Below are 15,077 nucleotides of genomic sequence, written 5' to 3' on the forward strand. Positions count from 1 at the left end.
GTTTAGGAATTTCAATGTTAATACGTTTTATGAAAAAATTGAAAACACTTTGGCAAAGAAGCATTGTTTACAGGGTATTTGTAAAGAAATACCGGCGCTATTTTATTATTGGGGCAATCTCGCTCATTACTGTGGATATTATTAATATATTTCCCCCACTTATTATAAAAAAAACCATAGATATGCTTTCCGGTGACAGTAACATGCGAGGCATTGCATATTATATCGGCTTATTTCTACTGGCGACATTTTTCCAGGGGGCATGCCGCTATGTGTAGTGTGGCGGATATATTTCATAGGAACGTCTTTTCGGTGCGAGCATGACCTCCGTATGGCTTTTTTTAAGCATATAGAAACACAATCACAGCGTTTTTTCCAGAAATATAAAACTGGCGATCTGATGTCCAGGGCTACAAACGATATGAATGCTATCCGTATGGCAGTTGGGCCTGGATTATTAATCGGGCTTGACGCCTTGTTGTATTTTATAGTTATTCCTCCGATTATTATCTGGTTGTCCCCCAAACTATCATTATTTACCTGTATATTGATGCCCTTAACGCCTTTTATTGCTTATAAAATCAGGAATGTTATTGACCGCCAGTTTTGTAGTGTCCAGGAACAATTTTCAAGGGTCAGCGAAAAGGTACGGGAGAGCATTTCCGGTATCCGTGTGGTAAAGTCTTTTAACATTTCTCAACAGGAAGAAGCGGCTTTACGGGAATTGTCAGAAGATTTTGTAAAGAAGAATCTTAAGCTTGCCATTCCGCAGTCTCTTTTGGGTCCAGCCTTTGAGTATATTACTTATTTGGGAATAATCATGCTGCTTTGTATTGGCGGAAGAATGGTCATTCAAGGCGATATTACGCTTGGCACCCTGGTCGCTTTTCAAAGTTACATATCAATGATGATTTGGCCTATGACGGCTGTAGGTTGGTGTGTCTCATTATTGCAGCGCGGTAATGCGTCTATGAAACGTATTGATGAAGTGATGGAGGAAAAGCCTGAGATCGACAAACATTCTGTAACAAGTAAAAAAGTAACTTTGAAAGGAGATATTGAGTTCAGGGACGTACATTTTCAATATTATAAACAGGATAAATGGATATTAAAGGGCATACACCTTAAAATACGCGCTGGGCAACGTGTGGCAATTGTAGGGTCTATCGGCAGCGGTAAAACAACGTTGTTAAGCCTTTTGCCCCGGATACTATCAGTAAAAGACGGTACGGTATTTATAGACGGGATGGATATCAATGCTATGGATGTTACATTGTTGCGCAGGTGTATTGGTTTTGTTCCTCAGGAGGCATTTTTGTTTTCTGAACGAATTGCAGATGCCATTTTGTTTGGCAATGCAGGGGCGGGAACTGGTGAAAAAGTGAGAGAACTTGCCCGTATGGTAAAACTGGAGGCAGAAATCCAAAAGCTACCCGAGCAGTATGAAAGTTATTTAGGCGAACGCGGAGTTAATTTGTCGGGCGGGCAGAAACAAAGATTAACCATTGCGCGTGCGCTGGCGGTAAATCCGGACATTATTATTATGGATGATTGCCTCTCTGCGGTGGATGTTCAGGGGGAGCATTTTATTCTGCACAACATAGCGACAAAATTTCCCGGCAAAACACTCATTATTGTTACACACAGATTACCGGCTATCAGGGATTTTGATGTAATTGTTGTTATGAAAGAGGGCATGATTGTTGAGAAGGGCACACATGCAGAGCTTATAAAAATGAACGGGGAATATTCGGCGCTTTACAGGAAAGAGGAGCTGGAAGAAGGCATAGAAATATTGTAGGGGCGAAGCATTTGCTATAAATTGTCATAAATGCGCTCAAACCCAAAACTGGCAAATGCTTCGCCCCTGCTTAAATGTATAGTAATTTCAATCGTAACGCTTTGGTTTTTTGAAAAATGTATTACCTATAAACTCCGTAGGAGCAGCCTGTTTGTAGCAAAACAGAATATTATAACAGATCGTAGAGACAGGTTTGAAACCTGTCTCTGCAATTAGGAGCGACCTGTCTCTTGTAAATCCATATTAAACAGGTCTGCCTGAATACGGACAGGCCGCTCCTACGGAGCTATTTTACTCTATTGAATTTTATTGTGCTACAAACAGACCGCCCCCTAACGGGGCTACATGGTATTTTTTCTATCCCGTGAATTTTTCAAAAAGCTAAAATGTTACCAATCGTAACATTTTGGTTTTTTTTAAGTATTTGAGGGGATTTAAGGGGGCGTGTTATAAATTACGCTGAGTAGTCGCATCCGATTCAGCTTTCCGAAATTAGCTGTATACAGTGGTTGAAAAGCAGGAATAAAACCACAAAACGGTCACTGTTTTCCAAAGGTAAAGGTTCCGCTCTTACCGCCGGATTTTTTTACCAGGTGGATATCGCTGATTACCATTTCCTTATCGGCAGATTTGCACATATCATAAATGGTAATTGCGCAGATGGCGGCGGCGGTGATGGCTTCCATTTCAACGCCGGTTTTCCCTGTGACTTTTACTTCTGCAAAAACTTCAATGGTGTCTGCGGCATTGTCTTTGTAATCTATTTTAACGCTGGTAATATTGAGCGGATGGCACATCGGGATAAGCTGAGAAGTTTGTTTTGCCGCCATAATTCCGGCAATTCTTGCAACCTCAAGCACGTCCCCCTTGTGCATTTTTTTATCCATAATAAGGCGGAATGTTTCAGGTTTTGTGGAGATCTTTGCGTGTGCGATAGCTGTCCTGTTGGTATCGTCTTTATTGCCAACGTCTACCATTCTGGAAGCGCCTTGTTCGTCAAAATGTGTGAGTTGTGTCATAGTTTTATTTAATGGAATACTTTTTACAATATATTTTGTCGTGATGGTCAAAATCTATAAATTTTATAAGTTTTGTTCCTGTTCTATCTCGTTGCGCAATTCATCAACGCTGGAAAAGGGGGAAAACTTCCCCCTTTTGTCCAGCGTTTTTATTTTTTTTATGTACTCTGGGCGAACCTCATGCAAGTCATTACTTATGTCTTCAATTTCATTGTCTATTACAATTAATTTGGATTTTATGAATTCCAGGTCTTTTTGAATTTTTGCTAATATATTAGTAGACATCTGCGTTCCTCTTCATGTTGAATATTTTGAATTTTATCTTCAAGCATTTTTACTTTTGCGGACAATGCTGCAATCGCATTCTGCTGCTCCTGAATAACCTTTACACAAACCGCAGTGATGTCCATGGAATTCAGATGCGATGAGATGATAGGAGATGATAGAAAATTGCTTTTTTCCATCCGGCAGTCAGTTTAGCAAAAACAAAGAAAATTACAAGTTCTTTTGTTTTATCAGCTCTAACCAACATCGAGCCTGTCATTGTCATCCATTGGATACACCTGATATACGTATCTTTTCAGATTGATTATATTTTTTTGTTTTACTATAATCACCTACAATTATCATGGGATTCGCGGATAGGTTTATCCGGTATGGTAAGGTACTTCTTTGCCGATAAGATATTTTTTGGTAGCGGCGGATTTTATGCCTGTGGTAGTTTTAAGAGGCGTTGTTATCTGTTTGGGAGTTAAATATGAACTTAAAAGAGCGCCTGAATCATAAGCTGTATATTCAAGTACTTCGTCAAATGTCACCTGAAAAAAGGTTACTTAAGGCATTTGAATTATCTGAATTTACCAGGCAACTATTTATTCATGGATTGCAGAAAAGATTTCCGCATCTTTCAGATGAGGAATTTCAAAAAATACTTTTGAAACGTATCGATAAGTGTCACAACAGGAATTATTAAAAAAGGTTATTCAGGCGCTCAAAAACGCCGGAATTCAGTACATGATAACAGGTTCCGTTGCTTCAAGCCTGCAAGGTGAACCACGTTCTACCCACGATATAGATGTAATTGTAGCTATTCAGAAACCGGCGGTAAAGAAACTGATAGAGTCTTTTTCACCGCCTGATTTTTATGCAGATGAAGACAGTATCTGTGATGCAATTAACAAGCAAAAGATGTTCAATATAATTGATGTAAAAGAGGGCGATAAAGTTGATTTCTGGATATTAACCGATGAACCTTTTGACCAATCCCGTTTTTCACGAAGGTATGTCGAGGAAGTTCTTGGGATAAAACTGCAGGTTTCAAAACCTGAAGATACAATCCTGGCCAAACTGAGATGGGCAAAACTTTCAGGCGGCAGTGAAAAACAATTTACCGACGCATTACGAGTTTATGAGGTACAATTTGGAAAACTTGATATGAATTATATGGAATATTGGGTAAAGAAATTAGGCGTTGAACCACTATGGAAACAGCTAAAGAACGAGGCTGAAATAACATAGGGGGGAGAGGAGCATTTCCGATTTTTTGTAACCGTTTGTGTGATTAGGGGAAAACAACGCTGGCAGGGGTTAATACTACTGTACGTTTCATTAAAACATGGCAGATGTGTCGCAAAAAACCGGGAATGCATCTGTATCAACCCCACAAGGGCATTAAAGCAGCAAGGGATGTGGCAAGCCTGTCCCCCGCTGGCGGGGGATTAAGGGTGTGGAATTGTCTGCGGAGCGTGGGAAAGAGGGGCAAAATTGTTTTCATAAATAAAGGGGTAGTTGAATCGATGTAGAAATTCAGTCCACCCCCTGCACCCCCGCCAGCGGGGGACATAGTTTGAACAGGAGCATTCCCGATTTTTGGTTAACTAATTGTACATTGTACCACAAACATCCTGGCTCGAAAATAAGACTACAAAAAATAGTTTAAGTACAGATATACAACACGATATGGCTATAAAACCATTTTCATCGTTTCTGGGTGTTGCAAATGAAACATGATGACTGATGACTCATTTTGTCATTACGCGGGTATCCGTTTTGTTATTGCGATGATCTTTTCAGCTTGTCATTGCGAGGGTCTTTTCCGAAGCAACCTCATAAACCGTAATAGAGATCCTTCCATCCTGCATTCATTCCATTAATTAATTCTATTTTTTTAGCCCTTGAGCCACCCTTAATTTGCTTCTTTCTCCCGCGATATGGGGCCTCTTATGTCACAAAATATCTCGTAGTATATTGATTGCTTCGGAAAAGACCCTCGCAATGACAAGCTGAGCCCCCCCCTACAATGACAAGCAGAGACCTTTTGGATGGCCCTATACATTTGAACCGGTACAGAAACAGAAATGCCAGATGTTTCCGACTCGAAAGTAAGACTACAAAAAATAGCTCAAGCACAGATACCGCAATATGATATGGCTATAAAACCATTTTCATCGTTTCTGGGTGTTGCAAATGCAACATGATGACTGCTTGTGGTATTTTACCCTCAAGCTGGAAGCTTGAGTTACTATTCTTCCCCTCCCCCCTGCTAATGGCATTTTTACAAAAAATCGGGAATGCTCCCGTTGAGTTGAGTTGGGGGGGATACTACTCTACTCTTAACCGCCTACCTTGTGCATAACCACATGCCCTCTGCCGGAATGTTTGCGGGGTTTTAAATGTGCGGCACGGATAAAGGCGTCCTGAAGCAATTCTTCGCTGAAATTGTTCCGCAGTATAGACTTCAAATCAACCTCTCCTCCCGATAAAAGACAAGAGCGAAGTTTTCCTTCTGAAGTTAACCGAAGCCGGTTGCACGAATCGCAAAAAGGCTGGCTTACAGCGGAAACAAATCCTATCGTGCCGAGAGCCCCTTTTATTTTATATACTCGTGCGGCGCCGCTGCCAAGCACTGGTTTAGGTAGAGGAATCAGTTCATTATCTTTTTCGATAGTACTTATTATTTCAGAGGAGGAAATGAATTTATTTTCTGAAGTCAGGCTGCTTTTATTCATCGCCATATATTCAATGAAACGCACCTCGATATCACGTTCCAGTGTAAGTCTTGCAAAATCTTCAAATTCATCATCATTAATGCCCTTCATTGCAACTACATTGATTTTTGTATTTTTAAATCGTAATTGAAGGACTTCTTCTATGCCGTCCAATACATCACTTAAATTCCCTCCGCGCGTGATTTGTTTGTATTTTGTTTCCTGAATGCTGTCAAGGCTGATGTTTAGCCTAAACACCTCAATTTTCCGGAGTATTTTTGCATAGTCTTTCAGGTAAATGCCGTTTGTTGTCATTGCAAGGTCTTCTATGCCCTCTACCTTTGCCAGCATTCCGATAAATGAATCAATACCCCTTCGGACAAGCGGCTCTCCGCCGGTTAATCGAAAACTTGTTATGCCGAATTTTAAGGCAGATTGTATGATAGCTATTATTTCTTCATAAGTAAGGATATCCTTATGTTCCATAAGCGCAATGCCGGCTTCCGGCCTGCAATAAGTGCACCTGAGATTACAAAGCTCTGTTACCGAGATTCGCAGCCGGTTTATCTGCCTGGAATATGAGTCCGTAATAGCCATTAAGTTATTCCTCAACCATTTTCAACATTATAATTTATTTTTGGTATGATGTGGTATTCCTTCATTTTCCTCCACAAAGTGGTGGTGGAAATTCCTAAATTATTTGCCGCTTGCTTGCGGTTTCCTGCAAATTTCTTTAAGGATTCTACAATTGTTTTTCTTTCCTGTTGGGCTAATGCGGCTCTGATTCCTCCGGAATCGTGAAGTATGTCGATAGAATCATGAAAAAGGGATTCCTGTATTGCAAGGTCTGCCGGCATGATGCGGCCATTTTTTGATAATGTAATTGCCCGTTCAATCACATTTTCCAATTCCCTGATATTCCCGTACCATGAGTAGTTTAAAAGTGTACTCATCGCAGTTTCGGAAATTTCAGGTATTTTCTTGTTGAGTTTGTGTGAACACGCATTTACAAAATAATTCACCAGGGCGGGGATATCCTCTTTTCTTTCCCTAAGGGGCGGTACATGAATTCTTATGACGTTTAACCGGTAGAATAAATCTTTTCGAAAGCCGCCGTTTTTAGTAGATTCTTCAAGATCCTTATTCGTTGCGACAATAACGCGTACATCAAGGAATACAGGTTTATTATCACCAACCTTGCGGATTTCTCCGTTCTGCAGAAACCTTAGTAGTTTAACCTGGGTGGAAAGCGACGCCTCGCCAATTTCGTCTAAAAATAAAGTCCCCCCCTGCGCCTCAAAAAACAGCCCCTTTTTATCCTTTACCGCACCGGTAAAGGAACCCATAACATGCCCGAAAAATTCGCTTTCCTGCAAATATTCAGGCAGTGCTCCACAGTTCACTACCACAAATGGTTTGTTGCTTCTTGGACTGTTGTTATGTATGGAACGTGCAACCAGTTCTTTCCCCGTCCCGCTTTCTCCGGTTATTAATACCGTACTTTCACTGTTCGTCAGTTCTGCCAGTATATTCAGTATTCGCATCATTACCGGAGAATTGCCAATAATACCTTCAAATTTGTAATGTTCTTTTGTGCCTTTTTGTAAATTATTGACCTTTTCAGACAAACGTTTCTTTTCCAGTGCACGCTCAATGACGGAAAGCATATCGGGCAGATGAAAGGGTTTTGTGATGTAATCGTATGCCCCGTCTCTTATCGCCTGGATAGCACTGTTAATAGTGCCAAATGCAGTCATGACAATAACCTCCGTTGAGGGGTTGATTTCTTTTACGTTTGACAGCACTTCAAGTCCGTCCATAATTCCCATTTTCAGGTCCACAATAATTAAATCATAGCCAATTTCTTTTTGCTGTTGTATGGCCATTTCGCCATTATCAACCCCTGTAACCTTGTAACCAGCCCTTTTCAGAGCAATTACAAGAGATTCTCTCATATTTTTTTGATCTTCAACGACAAGAATAGTATACATAATTTTTAAAAACCTCAAACGGAAACGGTGCGGGATTTCTTATTGTTTAACGGTAGCCTGATTGTAAATATTGTACCCCTGTTTTGTATGCTTTTTACATCGATCGTACCGTCATGATTGTCTAAAATGCGGTGTACGATGGAGAGCCCTAATCCGGTGCCTCTTGATTTTTTTGTGGTAAAAAAAGGCTCAAAGATCTTTTTAATTCTTTCCGGCGGTATGCCGATACCTGAATCGGAAATGATAATTTCTATTTTATCATCATTCGGGACTCCGGTTTTTTTCAGGCTAATGGAGATTTCACCTCCATTTGGCATGGCGTCTATAGAGTTTATCAATAAATTCCAGAATACCTTTTTTATCCAGATTCTATCCAGAAATATCTTTGGAAGGGCTTTGCTATAGTTCTTTTTAATCCTGATATTCCCGTTGAACCTGGCGTCTTTTTTCAAAAGAATTAATGTCTCCTCAACCATTTTTGCAATGTCACTTTTGGTAAAATGGTATTCGGCGGGATGCGCAAAGGTAAGGAAATTGGAAATTATATTATTCAGCCACTCGGTCTCTTCAACAACCATATTGAACAGGTTTTTATCATCGTCGCTAAGAACCAAATCTCTCTTCAGCATGCAGACGGAATTTGATATTGCTCCGAGCGGATTCCTTATTTCATGGGCAATGGAAGCCGCCAATTCGCCAATGGACGCCAGCCGCTCTGAACGGCGTATTTGCTCTTCTATTTTCTTTTTTTCAGTAATGTCTTGTATAATGCCTTCAACACCGATCACACATCCGTTCTTATTTTTTATAGGATATGTGTTTTGAGAAAACCAGAGTTCTTTGCCGTTTTTGCAATAAACCCTGTATTCCAGACCCTTAAATACCTTTGTTCTGCCGCCAATGATTTCTTTTGTTATATGCTTAACCAATGCAACATCATCCTTGTGGATTATTTTAAATGCTAAAGAAGGTGCATCATAAAACTCCTGGGGGAGGTATCCCGTTACATTTTTTAATGCATTGTTGAGGAACATAAACCTTCCGTTTTTATCAAGACGGAAGATGATGTCTTCTATATCTTCTACCAGATTTCTGTATTTTTCCTCAGAGTATTTGATTCTATCAAATAGGCGTGTATTGTCAATTGCAATAGCTAGCTGCGGAACAATCTTATTAATAACATCCACGTGTGCTTCTGTAAAATTGTTTACCTTTTTGCTTCCGAAATTAAGGCTTCCTATGATTTCTCCCTTGCAAATTAAAGGGACCGACAGGCGGGATTTAATACCTTCCTTTGATAAAATAGGGTCTGTTGAAAACGGGCCTCTGGAAGTATCGTGAACGACAAAAAACTCACCGTCTTCCACCACCTTTCCCGCCAGTGTACCCTGTTTAGAATACTGCACCCCCTCTTCCAATTCAGAAAAACGATAATCTTTCGAAACGGCGAAAGTCAAAAATTCAACCCTCTTTTCATCAAGCAATGCAATGCTTAAGCGGTCAAAAGCAATTACTTTGTGAAATTCTTCGCTGAGGGACTTATAAACCTCTCTGATATCCAGTCTTGAGGCTAATATTTTATTTATATTATTCAGGATATCTTTTTCCTGCTCAATCTTCTTCCACTCAGTCAGGTCTATAATAATACCTTCGTAGCCAATGATGTTGTTCCGCATATCCCTTCTCAGGCTGCCGGTCATCATACAGGGAATTTTGCTGCCGTCCTTTCTTTTTAACGCTATTTCGAAATCCTTTACATAACCGTTTTTGTTTATGGTTTCTTTTATTATTTTACCTTCTGACGCTTTGTAAAATAAATGATGAATCAGGTTGAGTTGTAAAATATCATTCTTTGTGTCATAACCAAACAATTCAATGCCGGCCTGATTAATATCGACAAACTGACAATTTATATCACAGAAAAAAACGACGTCTTTGCTTGATTCGAACAAACGTTTATATTTTTCTTCAGAGATGATTAATTTATGTGTTCTTTCTTCGATAATTCTTTCAAGGTGAACCGTATAATTATTGACCTCTTCTTCCAGTAACTTTTGTTCGGTAATATCCCTTATGATTATTACGTAACCTGTTGGTGAGCCGCTGAAAGAATTCCTCCTGGTGATGGTTGTATATCCGGTAAATGTTTTTCCATCTTTACGCACCAGTTTCATTTCATCTTTGTAGCTGCCGGTAAATAATGCAGATTTAAGTATTTTTTGAAATTTTCCGAAATAAAAAATTTTTTTTTTTTTTTCCAATAGACAGTATTTCTTCTCTGGTGTATAACATTTTTATATTTGATTTGTTTATCATTTGTTCCGGCGCATATTGAAACATTCTTGTTGCGCCTTCGTTAAATTCCAGAATATTTCCACAAAGATCACTTGCAATGATTGAATGTTCCGTAGAACTGACCAGAATGCTTTTTAAGAAATTTGTCGCCTCTTCCAGTGCTGTTGTTTTTCCCTGAACGGATGCTGACATGACATTAAACGCATCTCCCAGTTCCTGTATTTCATCCCGTGTGTTTATTTCCACGCGTTGCGAAAAATCTCCGGCAGACATTTTACGAGTTGCTTTTGTTAAGGTAAGAATGGGGGTGCCTATTTTTTGGCCGGTTATAAAAGCAAATGCGATCCCCGATATCGCCATAATAATGCCTGCAACGGTCAAATAAGAAAGTATTTTTGATATAGAATTCTTAAGTTCATTCATAACGAGAGATATTTTATCTGCGTCAACTTCGACAATAATACCCCACTGCAGTTCGGGAACCCAATGCCATGCCCCCAGTACGGTTTTTCCGGCGTTATTAACATAACCAATCATGTCATATCCATTAGCGCCGGCTAAACATGCTTTTACACTCCTGGTAAATTGGTTTGTTCCCGGTTCTGTCAGGAGGGTTTTTAGTGGCATTTCTTTGGCAAAATTTCCTGTAGTGTGGAGGAGTTTTCCAGGAGCCAATCCGGCAATAAATTGCCCTTCCCTATTGATAATGTGTACTGCGTAATTATCTCCATGTGGTATTTCTAATATCTCTTTACTGAGGAAAGAGAGGTCTGATTTTAATACTACTATACCCACTATATGCCCATTTTCTTTTATTGGTATGTAGGCATATAATGTGTTAAAAATTGCCTGCCAGTTTTGTGCTTCAAGTGTATCAAATGTAGTTATAGGAGGTGTTTCTGAAAAACATATTTCACCACCCCCTGCCTGGAGAAAACCCTTACTGCCGGCAATGTTTAACCCTATAATGCTACCGTCAGTTGACACACAAATATTACCGTCAATGTCACTGATAATAAATTCATGTAAATTGTTTTCCGTGGATAGGAGAGAAACGAATCGTGTGGTGGTAGTGTTATCTGCTTTTGCTAAACAAACAGCAGCAGCCATAAAAGGGTTTTTTGCGAGATGTTCCGCATCTCGCCGTATTTTTTTAACCGGTCATTCAACAGAAAAGCTTTTTTAGAGGTAATCAGTTGTAAATTATTAATGGTCGTTTCATGGATAGCTTTTCGTGCAGTGGGATAAGCGATAAGACGCATCACCAACAATGGAGTAAGGACAGCCAGCAGGAAGAAAAATATTAATTTTATTCTGATAGAACGAAACATAAGAGGTCTCTTTTTTGTTTTAAAATATCCGTTATCTCTCTCTCTTTTTATGATCGTGACGCTCAGATGGATCGGGAGAAAAATATGAAAAAACACCTGTTTTTTGCAACACGTTAATCCTGAAAGTCGGGCAAGAAACCCCTCCTACGTTATCCTGGTTAAAATCAGCGGGAGGGTAACATTATTTTGCGGCGGGCAGTTGTTAGCGGAGTATGTTTTGTGAGGAATACGCTTATTATTTGAATAGTATGGGCGGAGTCATTATAAACAACTACTCAGACAGCATTCCTTATTCAACAAAGTTAGGGTCTACAGGTACTTTACCCAAAAAAGGGACTTCCCTGTATTCTCTTATTTCCGTGTTTTCTTCTGTTTGTTTTCTGACAAATACTTCACACTTTTTGCTTATCTCGCTAAAGGCCTTTGCTCCTTCCGAATCAGGAAAAGCAGTTACAAATGCCTCGCCATCATCACATTTCTTTGTGACTTCAGGATCCAACGGTATCTTGCCAAGAAATGTCAATCCTAATTCTTTGCAAATCTTTTCGCCGCCTCCCGTTTTAAACACTTCTATGTGCCCTTTGCAGTGGGGACATACTAAATCACTCATGTTCTCTACCACGCCAATGACCGGCACATTGCTGTCTCTCGAGAAATAAACCGATTTCTTTACATCAAGCAAAACTACATCCTGGGGCGTAGTGACAATAACAGAACCATCCACTTTGCCAATAAGTTCAATGATTGAAATGGCCTCGTTGCCTGTGCCAGGCGGTAAATCAACCAGCAGATAATCAAGTTTTCCCCAACAGATACTTCCCATTAATTCACATAAAAAATCCCACTTTGCGGCATCTCTCCATATTATGGGAAGCGCGGGATCTTCGATGAGAAAGGAAAGAGAGGCAATCTTTAAATTTGGGAGCACTTCTAACGGTAGTATGCCTTCTTCTGTCCCCTTAAGTCTTTGTCCCTCTACTCCCAGCATCATGGGTATATTTGGCCCGTGTATATCCGCGTCGGCAACGCCTACCTTGTATCCCTTCAAAGCCAATGTCACGCCAAGATTTGTAGTGACGGTGCTTTTTCCCACACCGCCCTTATTACTTATTACAACGATTTTGTAGGTAATCTCCTTCATGCGTTGGGCGATTGCCCACTTATTGTGTTCTATATGGTCTAATTGGCAGGAAGACTGTTTATCACAAAGTTCACAAGTAAACGGTATCTTACAGTCAGACATCATTACCCCTTTCATAAGTTTGTTCTAATCGCTGACGCCAAAAATGGCACAACGTATTTGTTGGTGTGAGATGAAAAAATTACCTGTTCCAATAAAGAAAAATACCGCATCTTTCTCCGCATTTTTCTAACATAGTGTGTGTTAATGGTATGATATTTTTTACGGACGTTAACCCTGCGGAAGCGTCTTGATTGCACACGTACTGTTTATCGTACTGCATACGTATTCGCAAATACCACAACCGACACATTTTTCTTCGTTAATTACCGGTTTGCCGTCTTCCTGATACAAGGCTTCATCCTGTAAAGGACACTTAATATAACACAGGTGACAATCCTGGTCGTCCCATGCAAAGCATTGTGACTTATTGATACGTGCAATCCCCATTTTTACCTGAGTAACAGTATCGACGGGCTTTAATGCGCCGTCTTTGCACGCCTCAATACACAATAACCCGTTACATAATACACACGGACTTTCCTTTGGTTTTATAACGGGAGTGCCAATCGCCACATCCATGAACCCTTCGTATCGCTTAATGGCCTTTGCGGGACAAACCATTATGCACTCATCACAACGGGTGCATAATGAGAGAAATTCCGTTTCTTCTATTGCTCCTGGAGGACGCAAATAATCCCCTTTTGGCATTATCCGGTCGATTTTTTTGCTTGTATAATCTGCGGCTTTGTTGCCAACATAATAAAATAAGTCTTTAAAGAACTGTCGCCTGTCAACAATTTTATCAGAGTCGCCCATTTCAAATCCCGCAACAATCAAAAATAATGAGAAGTTTTAGTTAATGATAAATCCTAAAATGAATCTACTTCAATTAAAATATCTTGTCAAGGTCAAATCCTTATCATAATCTAATGCCAAAAAAAGTGGGGGAATAAGAATTCTTTAACCATAAACACCTTCTGTTACGATATCTCTCCCACTAACCCATTAAAATAAATTTGCATCTTTTTTGATTGTTTGTTACATTCACCATTCATAGTATTACCCGACAAAACTACTTTTTTTATAAGTTTTTCTTCGCGCCATTCGTACTCTTCGTGGTAAAACTCCTTCTGATTGCAGCTTAGTTGCGTTATGTATCATATATACCTTTTTCGTTTTATGGAGAAGCTTTAAAGTGGCAAAAAAGACCGCTGATAATAAAATGACCTGTTCCTTTTGTGGTAGAAATCGTGAAGCCATAGGGCGATTGATACAGGGGAATGCGAACAGTTTTATTTGTAATGAATGTGTTGACACATGCTACATGTTGTTTAAGAAAGAGCATGCCTCCGTCGCCGATGTTAGGCCGGCGGGCAAAATTCTTACTCCGATGGAAATAAATGATAAATTAAACGAATACATCATAGGACAAGAAAAGGCAAAAAGAACACTTGCCGTTGCTGTATATAATCATTATAAACGATTGCTAACAAGCAACAGAGGCAAGGATGATGAGGTTGAAATAGAAAAAAGCAATATCCTGTTAATTGGCCCTACAGGTTCCGGCAAGACGCTTTTAGCCCGCACACTCGCGAAACTGCTCAATGTTCCTTTTGCTATTGCAGATGCAACAACTCTGACAGAAGCAGGATACGTTGGAGAAGACGTAGAAAATATTTTGCTGGGTTTGTTAAGAAATGCGGATTTTGATGTAAAGCGCGCACAGCAGGGAATTATTTACATAGACGAAATAGATAAAATCGCAAGAAAGAATGCAAGCAGTTCCATTACCCGGGATGTTTCAGGTGAAGGGGTACAGCAGGCATTATTAAAGATTTTGGAAGGTGTGGTATCGAATGTCCCTCCCCAGGGGGGAAGAAAACATCCGGAGCAAAAATATATACAGATAGACACAAAAAACATCCTCTTTATTTGCGGCGGAACTTTTAGCGGCGTTAATGAGATTATTAAGAGGAGGATTGGCAAGGCGAGTATTGGATTTGATACAAAAAAAAGTACTCACGAAACCTCCGATAATGATACATCCCTGGGCGCTCTTCTGAATAAGGTTGAAGTTGAAGACCTTATTGAATACGGCATGATTGTGGAGTTTATGGGGAGATTGCCGGTAATTGTATCATTATTGCCGCTTACGGAACAGGATATGATCAAGGTAATGACTGAGCCGAAGAATGCATTGGTAAAGCAATACCAAAAATTCTTTGAAATGGAAAATGCTAAACTGGAATTTACCGATGAGGCACTGATGGCAATTAGTAAAATAGCGCTGAAAAAAGAAACTGGCGCAAGGGCATTACGTTCTGTATTTGAAAGTTTTATGTTAGATCCTATGTATCACTTGCCTGACTGTAAAAATGGTTCAACCTTTTTAGTTACCCCTGACGTTGTGAATGGCAAGATACCTTTGATTGCCCAGGAATTAAAGAAAACGGCGTGACAATTTTCCCGC

At 39.8% G+C, this 15,077-nt stretch carries 15 protein-coding genes; 6 read left to right on the forward strand and 9 right to left on the reverse strand.

Annotated features, from left to right (window positions below; all coding sequences use genetic code 11):
• Positions 1 to 14 precede the first annotated feature (14 nt).
• Positions 15 to 278: a hypothetical protein gene (locus tag M5U24_RS10270; RefSeq protein ID WP_298202354.1), complete on the forward strand. Its 264-nt coding sequence runs from the start codon at positions 15 to 17 to the stop codon at positions 276 to 278.
• Positions 263 to 1,801: an ABC transporter ATP-binding protein gene (locus M5U24_RS10275; protein WP_298202355.1), complete on the forward strand. Its 1,539-nt coding sequence runs from the start codon at positions 263 to 265 to the stop codon at positions 1,799 to 1,801. The genes M5U24_RS10270 and M5U24_RS10275 overlap by 16 nt, the downstream gene beginning before the upstream one ends.
• A gap of 539 nt (positions 1,802 to 2,340) precedes the next feature.
• Here M5U24_RS10275 and moaC read toward each other — a convergent pair.
• The gene (gene moaC, locus M5U24_RS10280; protein ID WP_099327053.1) at positions 2,341 to 2,820 is read right to left on the reverse strand and encodes a cyclic pyranopterin monophosphate synthase MoaC; all 480 of its coding nucleotides are present in this window, start codon (positions 2,818 to 2,820) and stop codon (positions 2,341 to 2,343) included.
• Between the two features lie 63 nt (positions 2,821 to 2,883).
• The gene (locus M5U24_RS10285; protein ID WP_099325675.1) at positions 2,884 to 3,105 is read right to left on the reverse strand and encodes a DUF2683 family protein; all 222 of its coding nucleotides are present in this window, start codon (positions 3,103 to 3,105) and stop codon (positions 2,884 to 2,886) included.
• A 472-nt stretch (positions 3,106 to 3,577) separates the two neighbouring features.
• Between M5U24_RS10285 and M5U24_RS10290 the strand changes: the two genes are divergently transcribed.
• From M5U24_RS10290 to M5U24_RS10300, 3 genes are all read left to right on the forward strand, one after another.
• Positions 3,578 to 3,793: a hypothetical protein gene (locus M5U24_RS10290; RefSeq protein ID WP_157820582.1), complete on the forward strand. Its 216-nt coding sequence runs from the start codon at positions 3,578 to 3,580 to the stop codon at positions 3,791 to 3,793.
• Positions 3,772 to 4,338, forward strand: coding sequence for a hypothetical protein (locus M5U24_RS10295; RefSeq protein WP_099325673.1), 567 nt, complete (start codon positions 3,772 to 3,774; stop codon positions 4,336 to 4,338). The genes M5U24_RS10290 and M5U24_RS10295 overlap by 22 nt, the downstream gene beginning before the upstream one ends.
• A gap of 104 nt (positions 4,339 to 4,442) precedes the next feature.
• Positions 4,443 to 4,622 carry a hypothetical protein gene (locus M5U24_RS10300; RefSeq protein ID WP_164995527.1) on the forward strand — a complete coding sequence of 60 codons (180 nt, stop codon included), beginning with the start codon at positions 4,443 to 4,445 and terminating at the stop codon, positions 4,620 to 4,622.
• Positions 4,623 to 5,432: 810 nt separating this feature from the next.
• Here M5U24_RS10300 and moaA read toward each other — a convergent pair.
• The 7 genes from moaA to M5U24_RS10335 form a co-directional block, all read right to left on the reverse strand.
• Positions 5,433 to 6,404: a GTP 3',8-cyclase MoaA gene (gene moaA / locus M5U24_RS10305; protein ID WP_099325672.1), complete on the reverse strand. Its 972-nt coding sequence runs from the start codon at positions 6,402 to 6,404 to the stop codon at positions 5,433 to 5,435.
• A gap of 11 nt (positions 6,405 to 6,415) precedes the next feature.
• Positions 6,416 to 7,798 (reverse strand): sigma-54 dependent transcriptional regulator, encoded by a 1,383-nt coding sequence (locus M5U24_RS10310; protein ID WP_099325671.1) that lies wholly within the window; start codon positions 7,796 to 7,798, stop codon positions 6,416 to 6,418.
• A gap of 14 nt (positions 7,799 to 7,812) precedes the next feature.
• On the reverse strand, positions 7,813 to 10,059 hold the full coding sequence (locus M5U24_RS10315; protein ID WP_298202359.1) for a PAS domain S-box protein: 2,247 nt from the start codon (positions 10,057 to 10,059) through the stop codon (positions 7,813 to 7,815).
• Positions 10,007 to 11,203 (reverse strand): HAMP domain-containing protein, encoded by a 1,197-nt coding sequence (locus M5U24_RS10320; RefSeq protein WP_298202361.1) that lies wholly within the window; start codon positions 11,201 to 11,203, stop codon positions 10,007 to 10,009. Before M5U24_RS10320 ends, M5U24_RS10315 begins: the two co-directional genes overlap by 53 nt.
• The gene (locus M5U24_RS10325; RefSeq protein ID WP_298202363.1) at positions 11,182 to 11,424 is read right to left on the reverse strand and encodes a hypothetical protein; all 243 of its coding nucleotides are present in this window, start codon (positions 11,422 to 11,424) and stop codon (positions 11,182 to 11,184) included. The genes M5U24_RS10320 and M5U24_RS10325 overlap by 22 nt, the downstream gene beginning before the upstream one ends.
• Before the next feature lie 289 nt (positions 11,425 to 11,713).
• Positions 11,714 to 12,670 carry an Mrp/NBP35 family ATP-binding protein gene (locus tag M5U24_RS10330; protein WP_230407998.1) on the reverse strand — a complete coding sequence of 319 codons (957 nt, stop codon included), beginning with the start codon at positions 12,668 to 12,670 and terminating at the stop codon, positions 11,714 to 11,716.
• Between the two features lie 165 nt (positions 12,671 to 12,835).
• Positions 12,836 to 13,423 (reverse strand): 4Fe-4S dicluster domain-containing protein, encoded by a 588-nt coding sequence (locus tag M5U24_RS10335; RefSeq protein ID WP_099325668.1) that lies wholly within the window; start codon positions 13,421 to 13,423, stop codon positions 12,836 to 12,838.
• A 379-nt stretch (positions 13,424 to 13,802) separates the two neighbouring features.
• On the opposite strand from M5U24_RS10335, the gene clpX reads away from it, so the two are divergent.
• Positions 13,803 to 15,065: an ATP-dependent Clp protease ATP-binding subunit ClpX gene (clpX, locus tag M5U24_RS10340; RefSeq protein WP_230405703.1), complete on the forward strand. Its 1,263-nt coding sequence runs from the start codon at positions 13,803 to 13,805 to the stop codon at positions 15,063 to 15,065.
• Positions 15,066 to 15,077: the final 12 nt, after the last annotated feature.

Origin of the sequence: Candidatus Kuenenia sp., from assembly GCF_027493735.1 — a bacterium.
In the GTDB taxonomy this organism is placed as follows: domain Bacteria; phylum Planctomycetota; class Brocadiia; order Brocadiales; family Brocadiaceae; genus Kuenenia; species Kuenenia stuttgartiensis_A.

What these genes read in the sequence shown, in the direction of transcription:
- M5U24_RS10325 (WP_298202363.1), bottom strand. Translation starts at nt 11,424, where the DNA reads ATGTTTCGTTCTATCAGAATAAAATTAATATTTTTCTTCCTGCTGGCT.
- M5U24_RS10330 (WP_230407998.1), bottom strand. Translation starts at nt 12,670, where the DNA reads ATGATGTCTGACTGTAAGATACCGTTTACTTGTGAACTTTGTGATAAA.
- moaC (WP_099327053.1), bottom strand. Translation starts at nt 2,820, where the DNA reads ATGACACAACTCACACATTTTGACGAACAAGGCGCTTCCAGAATGGTA.
- M5U24_RS10285 (WP_099325675.1), bottom strand. Translation starts at nt 3,105, where the DNA reads ATGTCTACTAATATATTAGCAAAAATTCAAAAAGACCTGGAATTCATA.
- M5U24_RS10320 (WP_298202361.1), bottom strand. Translation starts at nt 11,203, where the DNA reads ATGGCTGCTGCTGTTTGTTTAGCAAAAGCAGATAACACTACCACCACA.
- M5U24_RS10270 (WP_298202354.1), top strand. Translation starts at nt 15, where the DNA reads ATGTTAATACGTTTTATGAAAAAATTGAAAACACTTTGGCAAAGAAGC.
- M5U24_RS10335 (WP_099325668.1), bottom strand. Translation starts at nt 13,423, where the DNA reads ATGGGCGACTCTGATAAAATTGTTGACAGGCGACAGTTCTTTAAAGAC.
- M5U24_RS10290 (WP_157820582.1), top strand. Translation starts at nt 3,578, where the DNA reads ATGAACTTAAAAGAGCGCCTGAATCATAAGCTGTATATTCAAGTACTT.
- M5U24_RS10310 (WP_099325671.1), bottom strand. Translation starts at nt 7,798, where the DNA reads ATGTATACTATTCTTGTCGTTGAAGATCAAAAAAATATGAGAGAATCT.
- M5U24_RS10300 (WP_164995527.1), top strand. Translation starts at nt 4,443, where the DNA reads ATGTGTCGCAAAAAACCGGGAATGCATCTGTATCAACCCCACAAGGGC.
- moaA (WP_099325672.1), bottom strand. Translation starts at nt 6,404, where the DNA reads ATGGCTATTACGGACTCATATTCCAGGCAGATAAACCGGCTGCGAATC.
- M5U24_RS10275 (WP_298202355.1), top strand. Translation starts at nt 263, where the DNA reads ATGCCGCTATGTGTAGTGTGGCGGATATATTTCATAGGAACGTCTTTT.